This is a genomic window from Microbispora sp. GKU 823, from assembly GCF_002027145.1.
GTDB classification, from domain to species: domain Bacteria; phylum Actinomycetota; class Actinomycetes; order Streptosporangiales; family Streptosporangiaceae; genus Microbispora; species Microbispora siamensis.
Genome location: NZ_MWJN01000006.1, coordinates 36,211 through 55,520, shown reverse-complemented (window position 1 = coordinate 55,520; position 19,310 = coordinate 36,211). Strand labels below are relative to the sequence as shown.

The following is a 19,310-nucleotide window of genomic DNA, read 5'->3' as shown; positions in this document are numbered from 1 at the left end:
CCGCTACCCGCCCGCGTGCCCGCCGCTACGCTCTGCCCCCGCCGCTACGCTCCGCCCCTCGTCGCTACGCCGCGCCCCCGCCGCCGAAGGCGTGCTCCATGCAGACCAGGTCGTCGCGGGAGTCCCACGACTCGGTGACGGTGAAGCCGAGCCGCTCGTAGAGGGCGATCGCCGTCGTCCGCCAGCGCCACACCGACAGCCGTACCGACCGCAGGCCGGTCCCGTGCGCCCGGGTGAGCGCGGCGCGGACGAGCGCGCCGGCCACGCCCCTGCCCCGCTCGCCCGGGTCGACCCACAGCCGTTTGATCTCCGCCCGCCCCTCGACGGGCGCCGCGAGCACCACGCAGCCGATCGCGATGTCCCCGCGACGCGCGACCAGCACGACGTCGTCCGCGAACGCCGTGCCCGGGTCCTCGACCTCCACCCGGTAGCGCTCGGGCAGCCGCTCCGGGCCGACCACCGGGACGCCCTTCTCGGCCTCGGTCCGCAGGTGGTAGGCGGCCAGAAGCGCCCTCAGGCCGTCCCCGTCGGTGTCCCCGGCCGCCCAGGTCACGATCACGTGGTCACGGGTCATGCCCTCAGCATTCCAGCCCGCCCCGGCGTCACGCCGTGCGCGGGTAGAGGACGGCCCGCTCGGCCGTCGTCCAGGCGCTGCTCACGAGCAGGTAGACGCCCGCCGCGAGCGGGAGGAAGGCCGCCACCGCCACGGTCCAGAACGGCGCGAGGACCTGGAGGCGCCGCATCGGCGCCGTGGGCTCGACCCTGCGGGCGGCGATCACGGCCACGACGACGAGCAGCGCGAGCAGCGCGGCGAACACTCCGGCCGCGGGGCTGACCAGGCCCGCCCCGGCGACCGCGGCCGCGAGGTGCTCCCCCAGCGGCACGCCGAGCACGCTCTGCGCCAGCAGCAGGTTCGGGTGTCCCGCGATCACGGCGGCCGTGAACAGCCGGTAGGTCACCATGAAGAACGGCGACTGCGCGAACGCCGGGAGGTAGCCGGTGAACTGTCCTACGCCCTCCTTGGCGTACAACGCGTTCACCTCGCGCAGGAGTCGCTGGGGGTCGTTCTTCCACCGCGTGCGCAGCCTGTCCACCTGGGGAGCGAGCCGCGTCCGGATCCGCTGGGCACGGGCGACGCGTACGCTCAGCGGCAGCAGCGACAGCCGTACGGCGAGGGTGACCAGGACGATCGCGAGCCCGCCGCCGGTGACGTGGCTGAGGGCGTCGATGAGCCGGTATGCGGGATCGAGTACGAAGTCGAACATGGGAAGCCTTTCGTCTGTGACCTTCTGCCGGTGGAATGAGGGCATGACGAAAGCGCTCGTGACCGGATGACCGGTCAGACGAGCGCGGGGCTTCCGGATGGTGCGCGGGGACGGGGACGGCCAGGCGTGCCGGGATCGCGCAGCCTGACCATCGCCGTCTCACCGTTGTACGACGGCCTGCCCGGCCCCTGACCCACGACAGGGACGCCGGTCAGCCGGCAGAGCATCCAGGCGAACACCAGGACGGCCACGCCGGCCAGGCCGACCGCGGTCAGCGCGCCGGGCCCGGAGGACCCGGCGGCCAACTCGGCCAGCAGCCAGACGAGCGATCCGATGGCGGCCTGGAGAGCGTTCACGTCAGCGGGACAGCTTCCCGACGACGGTGACCGCGACGACGACGACGAGGGCGATGATCCCGATGATGAGCAGGAACTTCAGCGTCGCGAACAGGGCGGGGATCACGAATCCGAACACCAGCCACAGGGCCAGGAGGATCCCCAGTACGGTCAGTACGGTACGGCCATGGCCCCAAGGTACGCGGTGGCACCGACAACCGCGAGCTTGATCCAGAATCGGTTCCCATACCCGGGATTCAGGAAGTTTCACGTGAATCATCGCGTTGGGCGGCGGTTCGCCAACAGACGGTCATGACGGCGCCGCGCGTGGCCGATCTTACGAGACGGTGACGGGACTCGGCCGGGTGGCCCGGCGGACTTACCGTTGAGGGCGTGCCGGCCTCGAAGTCTCCCCAGAACCCCGCCCGTGTCCTCGTGGTGGACGACGACCCCACCGTCGCCGAGGTGGTGGCCCGCTACCTGGAGCGGGACGGCCACGAGGTCGAGTGCGTGGGCGACGGGGCCGAGGCGCTGCGGCGGGCCCTGGCCGACCCGCCCGACCTGATGGTGCTCGACCTGATGCTGCCCAAGCTCGACGGCCTGCAGGTCTGCCGGAAGCTGCGGGAGCGCTGGCCCGTGCCGGTGATCATGCTGACCGCCCTCGGCGAGGAGATGGACCGGGTGGTCGGCCTGGAGACCGGCGCCGACGACTACGTGACGAAGCCGTTCAGCCCGCGCGAGCTGGCCCTGCGCGTGCAGTCCGTGCTGCGGCGGGCCCGCGGCGCGCTGGTGCCGACGGGCACCGGCGTGCTGCGCGACGGCGACCTGGTGGTGGACGTCGGCGCCCACGAGGTGCACCTGGGCGGCAAGGAGATCACGCTGACCGCCCGGGAGTTCGACCTGCTCGCCTACCTGCTGCGCAATCCCCGCCAGGCGTTCAGCCGCACGGCCCTGCTCGACCAGGTCTGGGGCTGGTCGTTCGGCGACTCCTCCACCGTGACGGTCCACGTGCGCAGGCTGCGGGAGAAGATCGAGGACGACCCCACCGACCCGCGCAGGATCGTCACGGTCTGGGGCGTCGGCTACCGCTACGAGCCGCTGTCGTGATCGTCCAGATCGTCGCGGTCGCCGCCGGGCTCGGCCTCGTCATCGCGGCCCTCGGCCTCGCGCTGCTGCGGGTGCTGCGCCGCCGGTCGATCGGCGTGATGCTCGCGGTCGTCGCGGCCGTGACGGTCTCCGCGACGCTGGCCGGGGTGGTCGCCATCACCCTCGCCATGATCATCGACGGGCGGCCGAAGAACATCGTGCTCACCGTCGTCGGCATCGGCGGCCTGGTGGGCCTCGGCGTCGCGCTGGTGAACGCCCGCACGGTGGTGCGTGCCAGCAGGAGCCTCGTGGGCGCGCTGGAGAGCGTGCCGCCCTCCGGCCGGTTCACCCCGCCGCCCGCGCCGCTCCCGGCCGAACTGCAGACCATCAGCACCGCGCTGGAGCAGGCGTACGAGCGGCTGCGGCTGGGCCACGAGCGCGAGCGGGCGCTGGAGAGCGCGCGGCGCGAACTGGTCGCGTGGGTCAGCCACGACCTGCGCACTCCCCTCGCGGGCATGCGGGCGATGGTGGAGGCCCTGGAGGACGGGGTGGCCGACGACCCCGAGACCGTCAAGCGCTACCACGTCCAGATCAGGGTGGAGGTCGACCGGCTCGCCGGGATGGTGGAGGACCTGTTCGAGCTGTCGCGCATCCACGCGGGCACGCTGCGGCCCACGCTCACCCGCACGGGGCTCGGCGACCTCGTCGCGGACACCCTCGCCGCCGTCGAGCCGCTGGCCCGCGCCGAGGGCGTGCACCTGACCGGCGAGGCGGACCCGCGGGTCCCGGTGCACGCGGACGCCGGGCAACTCGGCCGGGCCGTACGCAACCTGGTGGTGAACGCCATCCGCCACACGCCCACCGGGGGCACGGTCGTCGTGCGGGCGTCGGCGGAGGAGACGACCGCCCGCCTGTCCGTGCTGGACGGCTGCGGCGGCATCCCGGAGGAGGACCTTCCCCGGGTCTTCGACGTCGCGTTCCGCGGCGAGGCGGCGCGGACCCCCGGCCCCGACGGCGGCGCCGGGCTCGGCCTCGCCATCGCGCGGGGCATCGTGGAGGCCCACGACGGCGAGATCGACGTGGTCAACGAGGGCCCCGGCTGCCTGTTCACGATCACGCTGCCGCTGGCCTGACGGGGCCCTCAGCCGACCTGGTAGCCCTCCGCCTGGATCGCGAACAGGCTCGCGTACAGGCCGCCGAGACGCAGCAGGTCGGCGTGCGAGCCGCGCTCGGCCACCCGCCCCTCGTCCAGGACCACGATCAAATCGGCCTCCCGGATCGAGCCGAGACGATGGGAGATGAGCAGGTTGGTCCGCCCTGCCCGGTGCCGCCGCAGCCCGCTGTGGATCTCGTGTTCGGCCTCGGCGTCCAGGCCCGAGCTGGGTTCGTCCAGGATCAGCAGGTCACGTCCGCCTCTGAGGTAGGCGCGTGCCAGCGCGAGACGCTGCCACTGACCGCCGGACAGGTGGACGCCCGCCTCGCCGCCGTCGAGGAAGATCCGCGACAGCAGCGTGTCGTAGCCGCGGGGCAGCGCGCCGACGAAGCCGTCGGCCCCCGCCCGGCCGGCCGCCTCGATGATCCGCTCCCGGTCCCCCATCGCGTCGAGATCGCCGAGGCCGATGTTCTCCGCCGCGCTCATGTCGTAGGTCATGTAGTCCTGGAACACCGAGCCGATCCGCCGCCGCAACCGCGCGGGATCGACATCCCTGAGGTCGACGCCGTCCCAGAGGATCGCGCCCCGCTCCGGGTCGTACATCCGGCACAGCAGCTTGACCACCGTGCTCTTGCCCGCGCCGTTGCGGCCGACCAGGCCGACCGAGTGCCCGTACGGGATGGTGAACGAGACGCCGCGCAGTGCCCACTCGTGCTCGGCGGAGTATCGGAACCAGACGTCGCGGAACTCGATCCCCCGCCGCAGCCCGGGCACCTGCCCCGGCTCGGGCCGTACGGGGAGGTCCGGCGGGGCCGTCAGCACCGACAGGTAGTGGCCGAAGAGCAGCGCCTGCTGGTGGATCGTCGCGATCTCACCGACCAGGCCGGTGATCGCCGCCTGGACTCCGGCGACGGCGGCGACGAACAGCGAGATGTCCCCCACGCTCCGGCCCCCGCCGAGCGTCTCCAGCAGGGCCCAGACCAGACCCGCCCCCGCCAGCAGCGCGCTCGCGCCCCCCATGACGCTCTGGACGGCCGTCTCCCGGCGGTCCGAGCGGCGGCGCTCGGCGTCGGCGGCCGTGCGCTGCTCGCGCATCAGGCCGCGAAGGTGGCCCGCGAGGCCGAACAGCCTGATCTCCTTGGCGGCCTGGGCGCTCAGGAGGAGGTCCTGGAAGAAGAACTCCCTGCGCTCGTTCGGGCCTATCCCGACCAGCATCGCGGCACGGCGCCGGGACAGCCAGACCTCGGCCGCGAGGCCCGGCACGGCGGTGGCCGCCACCAGGACGGCCATCCACGGGCTGATCAGGGCGAGCGCGCCGAGGAAGCCCACACCGGCCAGCACCGACCTGACGATCCCGAAGGCGGCCATGACCACCATGCCGGGAGTGGCGCCGCCGTACTGCAGCGCGAGCCTGAGCGTGTCGAGGAAGGCGGGATCCTCGAACCTCGCCAGGCCGACGAACCGCTCGGTGGCGGCGAACAGGCGGTCCTGCGCGACGACGCCGATCCTCCTGCCGATCTCCTCCCGCAGATACAGAGTGACCTGGGGGACGACGGCCGCCATGGTCCCGCAGGCGGCGAGTGCGGCGCCGAGCCAGGCGATCGACGCCGGGGTCGCCGTCCCGTGGGCGACCAGGTCGAGCACGGCCTTGGTCAGCCAGGCGATGGCCGGTGGGATCACCGCGCCTGCCGCGATCAGCGCGCCGTAGGCCGCCAGCCTCGCTCTGCCCGCCTCCCATGCCAGCCGTACGGCCGCCCAGACGGCCTTCACGCGCCCAGGCCCTCCATGCTGGTGCCGCTCGCGAGAATCGTGCGGGAGGCGTCGACCAGCGCGAAGGCGGGGAACCCGGACACCGACAGCGCCCTCGTGAGGCCGCCGCCGGAGCTTTCGATCACCACACGGGCGACCGGTTCGAGCGCGGCCCGCTCCGCCGCGACGTCCTCCTCGCGACCGGCCAGTACGGCGAGGACCGACGACCTCCCGCCCGCGCGGTTCTTGGCGGCGTCGACGAACGACGGCATGCGCTCGGCGCAGGCGGGGCAGCCCGGCGAGAAGACGCCCACGAGCGTGGGCCTCCCGGGGAGGGTGTCGTCGGACACCGTCTCCCCGTCCGTGGTCACGGCGGTGAACGGGCCGAGGGCCGACCCCGCGGGGGCCATGACCTCGGGTCCGCGGCGCAACGCCGCCAACGCCTCCGAGTGTTCACGGAGCCTTCTGATGATGCCCACGGACAGGACGAGGTCCACGGCGCACAGGACACCGACGACCGCGACGAAGGCGATGAGGAACGGCATGAGATCTCCCTGCTTGGGCCGTGATTTTCAGCGACTGCCGTCCGGCGGCAACCGCCGCAGGACCACTCCCAGGACCCGGTCGGCGGGCACGAAGCCGCGCTGGCGCGAGTCCAGGCTCGAGCGTGGGTCGTCCCCCAGCACGACCAGATGACCGGTCGGCACCCGGTCGGCGTTCCGGAGCGCGGGCGCGTCCGCCACCCGCGCGGGCACCGGATCGCCCCCGACCGCCGCCACCCGCTTGATGTGCCACTTCCGTTCCGGCCCCGGCTGGTGACCCCGGGGCCGCGGCGCCTCGACCACGACGACCTCGCCCACCTGTACGCCGTGCGACGGGACACGCCGCACCAGGACGCGATCTCCCGTGCGGAAGCTCGGCCGCATGCTCGTGCCGGACACCTCGACCAGGACGAACCGCCGGCGCAGCCAGGCGACCACGGCCAGGCCGGAGAGCGCCACGGCCACGACGGGAAGGAGGACCAGCCGCCTCCGCACCGGATGGGCCACCGCTACCTGCTCTCCCGGGTGAGCCCGAACAGGTCGGCGATCTCCCCCGTCAGCACGACCAGGACCGTGACCAGGAGCGCGGCCAGGGCCGCGACCGCCGCTCCCGCGAGCTCGGCCGGCCCGCGTACGGGGACGAGGATCGTCAGCGCCAGGCCGGTGAGGGCGATCAGCCCGAGGAGGGCGTTCCTGGCGAGGTCGGCGGGCCCGACCGGCAGCTTCCGGCCGCCGAAACAGTGGCACGGGACCGCGAGCCCTCTGCGGATCGCGGCGTGGATGACGAAGGAGAACGCCGCCAGCGCGGCCAGCGCCACCGCGAACCCGGCCGACGCCGTGGCCGGGACGGTCAACAGCACGACGACGGCCCCCTCCGCGACGGCGGCCACGGCCGCGAGCGCGTGGCGCCGCTCGGCTCCCACGGCCCCCATACGGGCGGGAAGCAACCGTGCCGTGGCGTCGGCGAACCGCAGCCAGGACTCCCGCCCGCGCAGCTTCGACGCGAGTGAGACCAGGAACGTCAGCCCGATGGCCATCCGGCAGGCGAGGAGCAGGTAGTTCACGACTTCCCCCTTCGGCTTGGACCCCGCCGCGACACGTGATCGCCGAGAGGTGACCCGGCGGCAGGGACCGGGCGGACGCCCCAGCGCATCCGCGGCACATCCCCGGGGCCGGGCCGGCCGAGGCCACGCGCGGGCCGTCGCCCGCGCGTGCCCCGCCGCGCCGGGACCTCAGCAGGCCTGGCTGTAGCAGTAGTAGCCGTAGTTGCCGCCGTAGCAGCACACCTGTCGTACGCCGTTGTTGCAGGGGCAGTTCGGGCCGGCCTGGCTGTAGCCCGGGCACCAGCACGGTACGGCGGCCGACGCCTCGGTCCTCGGCACCAGACGGGCCAGCAGGCGGTCGCCCCAGGACTGGAAGGTGCGAACCATGCGAGACTCCTCCCTTCGCGGGCTGATCATGCGAGCAGCCGTCATCACGTTCTCATCGGGGCCACGGAGATCAACCGATGAGACGACGCGATGCGGTCCGGTGGCCCTCGCAGTCAGGGGTCCCGGCGCGGTGACATGCGGGGTCGCCGCGCGGACCGGAGCCCGATCCGGCGCGGGTGACATCGCCTGTCATGAAAGGTTCAGGCCGGGGGCCGGAGCGTTCCAGGGTCACGAGACCGTCGCGGCGCCGGTGGCCACCGGAGGTCATTCCGGCTTGTTCCCGCCCGTCCCGCCCACGGTGAAGGGCGTGGTGACTCCCTCGTACATGAGGTGGGCGACGAGTCCCTCCGTGGCGTGCGGCAGGTTGTGGCAGTGGTCCATCCAGATGCCGGGGTTGTCGGCGACGAAGGCGATGTCGTACGACTCGCCGGTGCCGACTTCGAGCGAGTCCACCCACCAGGGGCCGCCCGTCGCCCGCACGCCGTCGCGGCTCAGCACCACGGCGTGGTGGCCGTGCAGGTGCATCGGGTGTGGCTCGCCGCTGTCGTTGACGATGCGCATCCGCACCACGTCGCCCTCCGCGACGACGAACATCGGCACGTCGGGGAACATGTGGCCGTTGATCGTCCACCAGACCCCGGGACGCCCGTCAAGGAAGCCCGGGCGGCGCCCGATCTCGTAGTCGAACCGCCGATCGGGCCGGTCCGGGTCGAACCCGAGTGATGCCGGAGTGCCGTACGAGAGCAGGTCCAGCGTGGTCGAGGGCCGGGGGACGGTGGGCGCGTCGTACGACCGCGAGCCGAGCACGACGCCGGCCGGGCCGCCGATGTGGACCCGCACCGGTGAGCCGTCCTCGGGCATGGTCACCTCGATGTCGGCGCGGCCTCCCGCGGTGACCGTCACGGCGGTGTCCCGTACGGAAGCGGGCTCGTGCAAATCGGTGCCGTCGACGGCGGCGAGCCGGAACGGGGCGCCGCCGACCCATACGGGCGTCTGGCCGTTCTCCGTGTTGATCACCTGTACGCGCACCCGTTCGCCGGGACGTGCCTCGGCGCGGACGTCTCCCTCCCGCCCGTTGATCGTGCGGGCCCCGTCGTAGAGGTGCAGCAGCGCCACGACGTCGGCCGTGCCTGCCGGCGGTCGCGCCGCCGGGGTCACCACCAGGGCGCCCAGCAGACCGCGGCGTACCTGCTCGTGGGACACCTGATGCGAGTGGTACCAGAAGGTGCCGGCCTGGCCGGCGACGAAGCGGTAGGTGAACGACCGGCCCACGCCGACCGCGTCCTGGGTCACACCGGCGACCCCGTCCGCGGCGTTGGGCACGTCGACGCCGTGCCAGTGCAGCGTGATGCCGTCCGGCACCGACTCGTTGACCAGGCGGACCTCCACGAGCTGCCCGACGGTGGCGTGGATCACCGGGCCGGGGGAGGCGCCGTTCAGCGTGTATCCGTCAACCGAGCGGCCGGTGGGCAGCCGGAACCGCTGCTTGCGCGCGACCAGGGTGATCGCGACGTCGGCCGCGCGGTCCGGGTCGGCCGTCAACGACGTCAGGCTCCGCGCCGACGCCGTGTGCTCGGAGTGCCCGCTGTGTTCGGAGTGCTCGGAGTGTCCGGAGGTGCCCGCCACGTGTGTGACAGCGCCGCCGTAGTCCGCGTACCCCATGTCCATGACGGAGTACGCATCGGGCATGAGACTGTCCTGCCACATCCAGGCCAGAGGGCCGAGCAGGGCGATGGTCGCGGCGCCCGCCAGAGCGAGCCGGAGGCGGGCGCCGCGACGGCGAGTCCCGTTCATGCGAGATGTCGTCAGGCGACGGTCTCGACACGGGCGTGCGACTGGGCGGGCGCGCTCACCACGGCACCGCGGCCGCGACGCGCGGCGTGGACGGCGGCGCTGAACAGCAGCAGCGCGTTCAGGCCGTGCAGGGCGCCCAGGGCGGGGATCTGGTGGCCGAGAAGGCCCAGGGAGACCTGGACCGCGACGAGCAGGACCACGAGGGCGGCCCCCTTGACCGCTCCGGGGATCTTCGCGAAGAACGAGGAGACGAGCAGGAGCAGCGCGATCAAGGGGATGACCATCATCCCGTTCATGCCGTGGACCACGAAGGCGAAGAACTCGGGGAACTCGATCCCCCCGCTCTCCGCGGCCGCCTTGTCGACCACGCCGCCCTGCTCGACGTACTTGAACAGCCCGGCGTCGCCGAGGACGACCATCATCGCCTGTACGGCGACCTCGGCCGCGACGAGTGAGGCCAGGACCTTGTAGACCAGTTTCATGACGCTCTTCCCATCCGGGACCTGGCAAGCCCTTCGACGTCCGGGCCCCGCGGTCCTCTCCTGTGCCGGCCGCGCCCCTCTCGGCACGCCGGCCCTTACACAGGGGAAGTTAGGAACGCCTCCCTGGCGAACACTTAATGACGACTTCTGCGCCTCTTGGCGTCGCAGAACCCGGCACGAAAGCGCAGGTCGGGGCGGCGCCGGCCGCCGGGGTCACGGGTCGAGCTGGTGCTCCAGCTGGCCGCGCCAGGAGGGGACGTCCGGGGCGGCGTCCCGCTGACGCGGGGTGAACGCCTCCGCCATTGCCCGGAACGTGGGGCACGGCCAGCGCCACATGCAGCTGCGGCACCGCAGGATCGGGTTGGCGGGGTCGCTCGAGATGCCGCCCGCGTCCCTGGGCTGGTGCAGATCGAGCAGCCGGATGCCGAGCTCGGAGAAGCTCAGCAGCTCCTCGCGCGCCTCGGCGAGGAAATCGAGGTCCTCGGCCGCCAGCCGGGCGCTGACCGGGACGTACCCCTCGCGGTTGACCAGGCCGCGCAGCGGCTCGGCCGCGTCGCGCCACGACGAGGCCTTCTCGGTGCGCACCTGGATGGTCTCCAGATGCTCGCGCAGGACGCGCCGCTGTGGATCCTCGGGTATCTCACTGTTCATCTGCTCTCGGGCCCGCTGTGCTCGGCGCCCGCCCTCCTTTGCGAAGTGACGACCAAGACGCGGAGGTTCCGGGCCCTCCATCCGGCGACGCCGGTGTCGCATAGCGTCAAGCTTCGCGCACTCGGCGTTTACATGGGGCCGGAATCGGGGACAAAGGGCGGACGACTCTTCGATGAATCCGATGGAGCGTGACCCGGGGCCGGGACGACGCTAGTGTGCGCCTCGTGGAGCTCAAAGTCGCGACGCAATCCCACGCCGGTCAGGCCGTCATGGCCGTCTTCGGCGAAATCGATCTATATACCGCGCCCCGGCTGCAGGCGGAGTTCACCCGTCTGCTGGAGACCGGGCCGGACCGGGTGGTCATCGACATGTCCGGAGTGGAGTTCTGCGACTCCACGGGCATGAACGTGCTGCTGTCGGCGCTCAAGCGGCTGCGCGAGCGGGGCGGCACGCTGGAGGTGGCGGCCCCGAGACCGGCGGTACGCAAGATTCTCCAGGTCACCGGCTTGGACTCGGTGTTCACCGTGCACGACACGGTGCCCGCCGACCTGCTCACGGCCGAGCATCAGGGCTAGGCGCATGGGGGAGATGGCAGTGCCCGAGCCGGACACCGCGGTGGTGATCCCGGCGAAGGACGAGGCCGACCGGATCGGCGCCACCGTGACCGCCGCCCTGAAGCTGCCCGGCGTGGATCTCGTGGTCGTGGTCGACGACGGCTCGTCCGACGAGACCGGCCGGGTGGCCAGGGCGGCGGGCGCCCGGGTCGTACGGCACAGCCGCAACCGGGGCAAGGCGGCGGCGATGGAGAGCGGCGCCGAGGCCGTGCGCCTCCTCGACGAGGACCATCCCCGGCACCTGCTGTTCCTCGACGCCGACCTGGGCGAGACGGCGGCGGCCGCCCTCCCGCTGATCGCGCCGGTACGCGGGGGCGAGGCCGACCTGACCATCGCGAAGTTCGCGACCAGGGTCAAGCTCGGCGGCCATGGCATCGTCGTACGGCTGGCCCGTGACGGCATCAAGCGGCTCACCGGCTGGGAGGCGACCCAGCCGCTCAACGGGCAGCGGTGCCTCACCCGGGCGGCGTTCGAGGCGGCCCGGCCGCTCGCGCACGGCTTCGGCGTCGAGACCGGCATGACCGTCGACCTGCTCAGGAAGGGCTTCCGGGTGACCGAGGTCGAGGTCGAGATGTCGCACCGGGCGACCGGCACCGACTGGCGCTCCCAGTTGCACAGGGCCAAGCAGCTCCGAGACGTCGGCCTGGCCCTCGCCGCCCGCGAGCCCGCCGTGGACCAGGCGCGCGCCGCCCTCCGCCCGCCGCGCCGCTGAGCCGCGCTGTCGAGCCGGGCCACCTGGTGGCTTCGCCCACGTCGGCGGGCCGGTGTGGTGGAATTCTCGGGTGGATTCGAGGGGGCGCGCACGGTTCGCCGCCCGGCTGGCCCCGGCCGCCGGCGGCCTGTCGATCGTCCTCACGATCGCGATCGGGGTCCTCGGGCCGTCCGCGATGGTGCCCGGGCTGCCCGGGCCGTCGTGGCAGCCCCCCTACTCGCTCGATCTCGCGCCCGACGGCCACCTCGTCGTCGCGCTGGCCGCCGCGGCGCTCGTCCTCGGCACTGCCGGCCTGGCCGCCGGTCTCGCGTACGCCGACCGTATGCCGCGGGCGCGCACGCTCGTCGTCGCCGGGTGCGCCGCCGCCGCGGTCCTCGCCGTTCCTCCCGCCCTCCGGGTCCGGCCGACCACCTCAACTACGCCGCGTACGGCCGGATCGCGGTCCTCGGCCACGACCCGTACGCGACCGTGCCCGCCGACCTTCCCGCCGATCCGGTCGTCGGCCGGGTGGAGGAGTGGAAGGGGACGCCCAGCGTGTACGGCCCGGTCGCGACGGCCGTACAGGCGCTGGCGAGCCACGTGGGGGGCGATTCCGTCCGCCTGACGGTCTTCGTGATGGCCCTGGTCAACGCCGCCGCCTTCGTCGCCACCGGCCTGCTGCTCCACCGCGCCACCTCCGGCGATCCCGTACGGCAGCGCCGCGCGGCCCTGCTGTGGACGGCCAACCCGCTGATCGTCTACGAGCTCGTGGCCGGGATGCACCTCGACACCGTGGCGATCGCGTTCGTCGTGGCCGGGCTGGTCGCCCGCCGGGGTGTGCCGCTCGGCCTCGGCGTCGCGGTCAAGGCCACCGTGGGCCTGGTGGCGCTGGGCACGGCGTGGGAGCTGCGCCGGAGCCCCCGGCGGCTCGCGCTGGTCGCCGGGCTGGCGGCGCTGACCGTGCTCGTGGCATATCTGCTCGCCGGGCCCCACTCGCTCGACCAGTTGCTCAACGCCAGCAAGTCGGTCTCGCTCGCTACGCCGTGGAAGCCGGCCCAAAGGGCGCTGCAGGGGGTGTTCGGGTCCGGGGCCTACCGGGCGTGGATCCAGGCCGGGTCGCTGCTCCTGCTGGCCGCGCTCGCCGCCCTCCTGCTGCGCGGCCGTCCGGCGGCCGAGCGCGAGGGGCCGGTGGTCGCCCTGGCCGTCGCCGTGGCCTGGCTGTTCTCCACGCCGTACGCGCTGCCCTGGTATGACGGGCTGGGGTTCGCGCTGCTGGCCCTGGTCGCCTGGCCGGGCCTGGAGGCGTTCCTGGTCGCCCGGCTCGCCGTGCTCTCGCTCGCCTACCTGCCCGCGCGTCAGACGGATCAGCCGGACGACCTGAGGTGGCTCGTCGACGTGGTCAGGGGCTGGGTGGCGCCGTCGCTCCTGCTGGCGCTGACGATCGCGCTGCTGTGGTGGGCGGCGCGGTCTGGAGCGCGCGTACGGACGCCGCAAGCGCCAGCGGCACCGCGACCGTCAGGGCCATCGCCGGAATCGCGATCCCCGAGTCGTTGATCAGGAACCCGGCGAACGCCGCGGTGAGCGCGCCGAACAGCCCGGCCCGCAGCTCGGGCGCCCGCTCGTAGGCCAGGCTCAGCGCGGGCGCGCCCCACCGGGACGGCCGGGCCAGCACGAGGAACAGGAACGCCAGCGCGACCAGCGACAGCAGCGTCAGCGGGAGATTGCCCAGCGTGTGGAGCATCGCCCCGAGCTTGCGTCCGACGACAGAGCCGCCCTCGCCGCCGATGATCTGCTGGACGAACGCGCCGAGGTGGGTGCGCCGGTCGGCGGGACGCAGCCAGTCGGCCACCGCGATCAGCGAGATGAGCACGACCCCCGCCACGGCGATCAGCCCGAGCCGGAGGACCGACACCCGCCTGCCCGCGACCATCAGCACGCACACCGCCACGCCCAGGACGAACGACGGCACCCCGCCGAAGTCCGCGCCCCACGTCGGCCAGCCGTCCCCGGCGATCGCGAGCAGGCCGTACGCCACGCAGACGGCCACGGCGAGCTCGGCCGGCGGCGCAGCGCGTGGGCGACGGCCGCCAGGAGCAGGATCGTGCCCGTCGAGTAGACGGCGAAGGCCATGTTGCCGAAGCCGTAGAACCGGCCGCCGGTCACGGGCTCGTAGCCGGCCACCGCGTTCACCTGCAGCCGCGAGCCCGTCACCACGTCGGCGAGGAGCGCGAGCGAGCTGATCCCGGCGACCACGGCGGGCGGCCCCAGCACGTGGCGGCGCCACGGCCCGGCGTACGCGAGCCCGGCCACCAGGACGGCGAAGCCCAGGATCGTGCCGAGCAGGGCGGGCATCGGATGCGCGAAGCCCCACCAGGGCACGAGCTGCGCCAGGAAGATCGACACCGGGAGCGCGCCGCTGACCGTCGCCACGACCCGCGTGGTCGTCAGCATCCGCCGGTGGCGCCTGATCACGAGCGCGGCCAGGCCGTAGAAGAGCAGTTGCGCGGCGACCAGTGTGATGAAGAACGGCTCCCTGACCTCCCTGAGCACCTGGCTCGCGAGGTCGGCGTCGGCCAGCCTGGGAGCCGCCTCGCTCACGGGTGGCGCCGCGCCGCCGCCCGACCACGCCCGGCCGACCGCGCCCTCGGGCGTGGGCAGGCCGAGCAGGTGCGTGACCGTCGCCGTGACGTCGGTGATCGTGACCAGCGCCCGCTGCCGGGTCGAGGCGGCGGTCAGCCACCCGTGCCCGTACGGCCCGCCCGAGGCGATCGCGACGTGCAGGTGGGCGATGGAGCCCTCGCCGCGGCCAGGGGAGTCGGACAGCCCCGCCACGAGTACGGTCGAACCGGCGGGCACCTTGGCGAGCACCTCGGCCACGGTCCGGTCGGCCGCGCTCACGGCCGCCCGCCGCGCCTGCCCGCGCCCGTCATCCACCCGGGCTTGCGTGATCTCCCCCGCCTCGGCGACGACGAGGGCGTACGGCGTGAGGTCGGGCAGCGCGGCGGGTGTCGCGGCGTACGTCGCGACCCTGCCGGAGCCGTCGGCGGCGGCCAGGGCGGCCCCCGGTCCGATGGCCGCGATCTTCCCTCCGGCGGCGGTCACGGCGTCGGCGAGGAGGCCGAGCCGGGCCTTGAAGGGACCGGCCTGCTGCACGGCGACCAGTTCGGACCAGTTCGGGATCGTCGCCGTGCCGCCGACGGCGGTGACGGGCTCGGGAAGGGGCCCGCAGCCCGCGCCGGGCGCTCCCGCCCGCTGGCCCGCGGAGACCGTCAGCCAGCCGGCGGTCGGACAGGTCACCGGCAGCCCCTCGGGAGGGACCGCCCTCGTGGACAGCGACGCGCTGGAGCCGCGGGCGGCCAGCCCCCACAGCGCGGGGGTGCGCCGCGGGTCGAGGTCGTCCCAGCGGAGGCCGGGCACCCCGATCACCACGACCCGGCCCGTCACCGCGGCGGCCTGTGGTGAAGCCGACGCGGGAGCGGCCGGCAGGACGAGGGCCGCCACGACGAGCACCAGGATCGACGCGAAGAGCCCCGCCAGCCTGCGACGCACTGTTCCGCGCTCCCTCATGATCGATAACGGTGCGGACACGGTCCACGGTAGCCTGCCTGGTCATGACGACTGGCCGGATCGCCGGGGCCCCCCGGCCCGCCTGGGCGTGGGCGCTCGCCCTCGTGGCGCTGGCCGCCGCGGCGTCGCCGCTGATCGCCTACTGGCTGACCAACCCCGAGGACCAGCGTCTGGTGGACCTGGACGTCTACCGTACGGGCGGCTGGGCGCTGCTGCGGGGTCTGCCCGTCTACGACGTGATCACGCCGGCTCCCCAGCTGCTGCCGTTCACCTATCCGCCGGTGGCCGCGATGCTGGCGGTGCCGCTCGCCGTCATGTCATGGCCGGCCGCGCAGTGGGTGTGGACGGTCGCCATCGTCGCCGTCCTCGCGGTGACGGTGCGGCACGCCTTCCGGGCCTTCCTGGACGGCGTGCGCGGCGCCCTGGCCGCGCCGCTGCTGTTCGCCGTGCTGTGCGCCGCGTGCACCTATCTCATGCCGATCAGGGACCAGTTCAGGTTCGGCCAGGTGGACCTGTTCCTCCTGGCGTTGTGCCTGCTCGACTGCGTGGCGCGCAGGCCGTGGTGGCCGCGCGGGATGCTGATCGGCCTCGCCACGGCGGTGAAGCTCACCCCCGGCGTGTTCCTCGTCTACCTGGCGATCACCGCCTTCCCCGCCGGGGAGGGGGATGCAAGGCAGCGCCACGGGGCCTCAGGACAACGCCGGGCCTTCTTCATGGCGGTGTTCACGGCGGCCCTGCTCACACTGCTGCCGTTCCTGGTGATCTTCGACGACGCCCGGGACTTCTGGTTCGGGGCGCTGCTCGACTCCGAGCGGCTGGGCGCGAACGCCGCCACCACCAACCAGTCGCTGCGCGGCATGCTGCTCAGGCTCTACCTGCCCGGCTGGCTGACCACGGTGCTCTGGCTCGCCGCCGTCGCCGTGATCGGCTGGTACGGCTTCCGCCGCGCCCGGCGGGCGTACCTGGACGGCGACGTGACGACCGCGGTGGCGCTGACGGGGCTGATGGCGGTGCTGCTGTCGCCGGTGGCCTGGATCCACCACATCGCCTGGGTCGTGGTCGTGCTCGCGGCCCTCGCCGGGTCGGGCCGCGACCGGGTCCGGCTGCTGGTCGCGGCGGGCGTGTGGCTCTACTACGTGCTGCCCATCCCGTGGTGGGGAGTGACCCTCAAGGCGCTGGAGATCCCCGTGCTCAGCCCGGTCGCGGGGAAGATCGTGCAGAACGCGTTCGGGCTCGGCGCCATCGGCCTCGTCTGGCTCCTCGGCTCCTGGTTGCCCCGGCGGCGGGCCGCTGTCGCCGTTCCCGCCGCGGCCACGTGACCGGGCGGTTGTCCACAGGATGAGCGGGCCTGTCCACAGGACGAGCCGGACCTAGGTGTTTTCCACAGGAGTGTCTCCGCATGCCCGCCACACCTACCTGCGGATACCCTTGAGGACATGTCGAAGCTCGCGTACCTGGGGCCTCAGGGCACCTTCTGTGAGGCGGCCCTGCGACTCCTGGAGCCGGATGTCGAGCGCCTGCCCTGCGCCAACGTCGGAGTCGCGCTCGACGCCGCCCGCGACGGCGCGGCGGACGGCGCGGTGGTCCCGCTGGAGAACTCGGTGGAGGGGGCGATCACCCAGACCCTCGACGAGCTGGCCGGGGGAAGGCCGCTCCACATCACCGGTGAGCTGCTGCTCCCGGTCGAGTTCTCCCTGCTGGTGCGGCCCGGCACCGAACTGGCCCAGATCAAGCGGGTCATCACCCACCCGGCGGCCCACACCCAGTGCCGTGGGTTCATCGAGCGTGAGATGCCCGGCGCCGTGGTGATCGCGGCCTCGTCGACGGCCGCCGCCGCCCAGGAGGTCGCCTCTCCCGAGTCTCCGTACGACGCGGCGATCAGCCCGGCCATCGCCGGGGAGTACTACGGGCTCGACGCGATCGCCTCGAACATCGGCGACCGCTCCGACACCGTCACCCGGTTCATCAAGGTGAACCGGCCCGGGCGGCTGCCGGAGCCCACCGGCGCCGACCGCACCTCGCTCGTGGCCTTCCTCCGCGACGACCACCCGGGCGCACTGCTGGAGATGCTGAGCGAGTTCGCGGTGCGCGGGGTCAACCTGACCCGCATCGAGTCGCGTCCCACCGGGGACGGCATCGGCCGCTACTTCTTCCACTTCGACTTCGAGGGTCACATCGCCGACGCCCGGGTCGGAGAGGCCGTCGCCGGCCTCCACCGGCTCTGCGACGACCTGCGTTTCCTCGGCAGCTATCCGCGGGCCGACCGGGTTCCGACGCAGATCAAGGAGGGTACGACCGACACGGACTTCGCCGAGGCCGCCGAATGGCTCGGAAAGATCCGCGCCGGTCTCGCTTGACGGGCGGGAGCCGCACCGGCTCCGGTAGCCTTTGAGCCGTGATTGACCTGCGAACCCTTCGTGAGGACCCTGACCGGCTCCGGGCGTCGCAGCGCGTCCGCGGCGAGGACGACTCGGTCGTGGAGACCCTGCTGTCGCTCGACGAGCGCCGCCGTGCCGCGCTCAACAACTTCGAGTCGCTGCGCGCCGAGCAGAAGAGCATCGGCAAGTCGGTGTCCCGCGCGTCCGGAGACGAGCGCCAGTCGCTGCTCGACCGCGCGAAGGAGCTGGCCGCGCAGGTGAAGGCGGCCGAGACCGAGGCCGCAGCGCTGGCGAGCGAGCTCGACGAGCTGCTCATGACCGTGCCGAACATCGTCGAGGAGGGCGCGCCCCCCGGAGGCGAGGATGACTACGTGGTGCTGGAGGAGATCGGCGAGAAGCCGGTCTTCGACTTCGAGCCCCGCGACCACGTCGAGCTGGGCGAGCTGCTCGGCGCGATCGACATCGAGCGCGGCGCGAAGGTCTCGGGCGCCCGGTTCTTCTTCCTGACGGGTGTCGGCGCGCGGCTTCAGCTCGGGCTGCTCAACATGGCGATGCAGCAGGCGATCGAGGCGGGCTTCACGCCGATGATCACGCCTGTGCTCGTGAAGCCGGAGTCGATGCAGGGCACCGGCTTCCACGTCGCCCACGACAAGGAGATCTACCGCCTGCCCGAGGACGACCTCTACCTGGTGGGCACCTCCGAGGTGCCGCTGGCGGCCTACCACTCCGACGAGATCCTCGACCCCCGCGCGCTGCCACTGCGCTACGCCGGCTGGTCGTCCTGCTTCCGCCGCGAGGCCGGGTCGTACGGCAAGGACACCCGGGGCATCATCCGGGTCCACCAGTTCGACAAGGTCGAGATGTTCTCCTACTGCCGGCCGGAGGACTCCCACGAGGAGCACCTGCGGCTGCTCGCCTGGGAGAAGGAGATGCTCGAGAAGGTGGAGCTGCCGTACCGCGTCATCGACACGGCGGCGGGCGACCTCGGCACCTCGGCGGCCCGCAAGTACGACTGCGAGGCGTGGATCCCCTCGCAGGGCCGCTACCGCGAGCTCACCTCGACATCCAACTGCACCGACTTCCAGGCGCGCCGCCTGAAGGTGCGCTACAAGGACGAGGACGGCAAGCCGCACCACGTGGCGACGCTCAACGGCACGCTCGCGACCACCCGCTGGATCGTGGCGATCCTGGAGAACCACCAGCAGGCCGACGGCTCGGTGGTCGTCCCCAAGGCGCTGCGGCCGTACGTGGGGCTCGACGTCCTGGAGCCGCTGTCCCGGTAGACCTACCGGCCTCCATCGAGGACCTCCGGCGTGGTGCCGCCCACCGCGTACGGAGGTCTTCGTGTGTGTCCGGGCGGTTCCTGCGGCGGCCGGGTTCCCTGGCGCGGGGGCGTGCGGTCGAAAGCCTCGGATGTCCCTGAAAAGTGGGATCTGCACCTTTGGCGGCAGGGGCCGTCAGATGTGATGTAAATCTCTCGGTTTGGAGGCGAGCCGAGTGCGAAGAAGACCCCCGCGCGTGAAACTTTCATGCGCGGAGGCCTTCCAAGGGGCCGCCGCGGCGCTGACGGCCG

The 19,310-nt window shown here is 73.0% G+C and carries 20 protein-coding genes; 8 read left to right on the top strand and 12 right to left on the bottom strand.

The genetic code is table 11. From position 1 onward, the window contains the following. Positions 1-64 precede the first annotated feature (64 nt). From B1L11_RS05250 to B1L11_RS05240, 3 genes are all read right to left on the bottom strand, one after another. Positions 65-574, bottom strand: coding sequence for a GNAT family N-acetyltransferase (locus tag B1L11_RS05250; protein WP_079313425.1), 510 nt, complete (start codon positions 572-574; stop codon positions 65-67). A 28-nt stretch (positions 575-602) separates the two neighbouring features. Continuing rightward, a complete protein-coding gene (locus B1L11_RS05245) occupies positions 603-1,265 on the bottom strand; it encodes a membrane protein insertase YidC (RefSeq protein WP_204051262.1) in 663 nt (220 codons plus the stop codon). A 74-nt stretch (positions 1,266-1,339) separates the two neighbouring features. Next, complete coding sequence (locus B1L11_RS05240) at positions 1,340-1,621, bottom strand: DUF6412 domain-containing protein (protein WP_079313423.1); 282 nt, start codon at positions 1,619-1,621, stop codon at positions 1,340-1,342. A 372-nt stretch (positions 1,622-1,993) separates the two neighbouring features. On the opposite strand from B1L11_RS05240, the gene B1L11_RS05230 reads away from it, so the two are divergent. Both B1L11_RS05230 and B1L11_RS05225 read left to right on the top strand, forming a co-directional pair. Continuing rightward, on the top strand, positions 1,994-2,707 hold the full coding sequence (locus tag B1L11_RS05230; protein WP_079313421.1) for a response regulator transcription factor: 714 nt from the start codon (positions 1,994-1,996) through the stop codon (positions 2,705-2,707). After that, positions 2,704-3,819, top strand: coding sequence for a sensor histidine kinase KdpD (locus B1L11_RS05225; RefSeq protein WP_218670914.1), 1,116 nt, complete (start codon positions 2,704-2,706; stop codon positions 3,817-3,819). Before B1L11_RS05230 ends, B1L11_RS05225 begins: the two co-directional genes overlap by 4 nt. 8 nt (positions 3,820-3,827) lie before the next feature. Here B1L11_RS05225 and B1L11_RS05220 read toward each other — a convergent pair whose 3' ends face one another. The 8 genes from B1L11_RS05220 to B1L11_RS05190 all read right to left on the bottom strand — a co-directional run bounded on the left by B1L11_RS05220 (position 3,828) and on the right by B1L11_RS05190 (position 10,487). Then, entirely contained in the window at positions 3,828-5,609 is a 1,782-nt protein-coding gene (locus B1L11_RS05220; RefSeq protein WP_079313420.1) for an ABC transporter ATP-binding protein, read from the bottom strand. Then, entirely contained in the window at positions 5,606-6,133 is a 528-nt protein-coding gene (locus tag B1L11_RS05215) for a TlpA disulfide reductase family protein (protein WP_079313419.1), read from the bottom strand. The genes B1L11_RS05220 and B1L11_RS05215 overlap by 4 nt, the downstream gene beginning before the upstream one ends. Before the next feature lie 27 nt (positions 6,134-6,160). Then, entirely contained in the window at positions 6,161-6,637 is a 477-nt protein-coding gene (locus B1L11_RS44830) for a S26 family signal peptidase (protein ID WP_218670913.1), read from the bottom strand. Between the two features lie 2 nt (positions 6,638-6,639). Continuing rightward, positions 6,640-7,194, bottom strand: a complete 555-nt coding sequence (locus tag B1L11_RS44825) for a MauE/DoxX family redox-associated membrane protein (RefSeq protein ID WP_143736972.1) — start codon at positions 7,192-7,194, stop codon at positions 6,640-6,642. Positions 7,195-7,362: 168 nt separating this feature from the next. After that, entirely contained in the window at positions 7,363-7,560 is a 198-nt protein-coding gene (locus B1L11_RS05205) for a hypothetical protein (RefSeq protein ID WP_041952886.1), read from the bottom strand. 264 nt (positions 7,561-7,824) lie between these two features. Beyond that, positions 7,825-9,354: a multicopper oxidase family protein gene (locus B1L11_RS05200; RefSeq protein ID WP_079313418.1), complete on the bottom strand. Its 1,530-nt coding sequence runs from the start codon at positions 9,352-9,354 to the stop codon at positions 7,825-7,827. Positions 9,355-9,365: 11 nt separating this feature from the next. After that, a complete protein-coding gene (locus tag B1L11_RS05195) occupies positions 9,366-9,836 on the bottom strand; it encodes a hypothetical protein (protein ID WP_079313417.1) in 471 nt (156 codons plus the stop codon). 213 nt (positions 9,837-10,049) lie between these two features. After that, positions 10,050-10,487 (bottom strand): hypothetical protein, encoded by a 438-nt coding sequence (locus B1L11_RS05190; protein WP_256862242.1) that lies wholly within the window; start codon positions 10,485-10,487, stop codon positions 10,050-10,052. Between the two features lie 224 nt (positions 10,488-10,711). On the opposite strand from B1L11_RS05190, the gene B1L11_RS05185 reads away from it, so the two are divergent. The 3 genes from B1L11_RS05185 (at position 10,712) to mptB (ending at position 13,346) form a co-directional block, all read left to right on the top strand. Next, positions 10,712-11,062, top strand: a complete 351-nt coding sequence (locus tag B1L11_RS05185; protein ID WP_030511009.1) for an STAS domain-containing protein — start codon at positions 10,712-10,714, stop codon at positions 11,060-11,062. 4 nt (positions 11,063-11,066) lie between these two features. Next, positions 11,067-11,813 carry a glycosyltransferase gene (locus B1L11_RS05180; protein WP_079313416.1) on the top strand — a complete coding sequence of 249 codons (747 nt, stop codon included), beginning with the start codon at positions 11,067-11,069 and terminating at the stop codon, positions 11,811-11,813. Positions 11,814-12,167: 354 nt separating this feature from the next. Beyond that, entirely contained in the window at positions 12,168-13,346 is a 1,179-nt protein-coding gene (gene mptB, locus B1L11_RS05175) for a polyprenol phosphomannose-dependent alpha 1,6 mannosyltransferase MptB (RefSeq protein WP_256862241.1), read from the top strand. A 375-nt stretch (positions 13,347-13,721) separates the two neighbouring features. On the opposite strand, the gene B1L11_RS05170 is transcribed toward mptB, so the two are convergent. Next, complete coding sequence (locus tag B1L11_RS05170) at positions 13,722-15,341, bottom strand: hypothetical protein (protein ID WP_079313415.1); 1,620 nt, start codon at positions 15,339-15,341, stop codon at positions 13,722-13,724. 62 nt (positions 15,342-15,403) lie between these two features. Here B1L11_RS05170 and B1L11_RS05165 point away from each other — a divergent pair, with 62 nt between their 5' ends. The 3 genes from B1L11_RS05165 (at position 15,404) to serS (ending at position 19,020) form a co-directional block, all read left to right on the top strand. Then, positions 15,404-16,678, top strand: a complete 1,275-nt coding sequence (locus tag B1L11_RS05165; RefSeq protein ID WP_079313414.1) for a glycosyltransferase 87 family protein — start codon at positions 15,404-15,406, stop codon at positions 16,676-16,678. Positions 16,679-16,795: 117 nt separating this feature from the next. Beyond that, positions 16,796-17,716, top strand: coding sequence for a prephenate dehydratase (gene pheA / locus B1L11_RS05160; RefSeq protein ID WP_079313413.1), 921 nt, complete (start codon positions 16,796-16,798; stop codon positions 17,714-17,716). Between the two features lie 38 nt (positions 17,717-17,754). Continuing rightward, positions 17,755-19,020: a serine--tRNA ligase gene (serS, locus tag B1L11_RS05155; RefSeq protein WP_079313412.1), complete on the top strand. Its 1,266-nt coding sequence runs from the start codon at positions 17,755-17,757 to the stop codon at positions 19,018-19,020. Positions 19,021-19,310 lie beyond the last annotated feature (290 nt).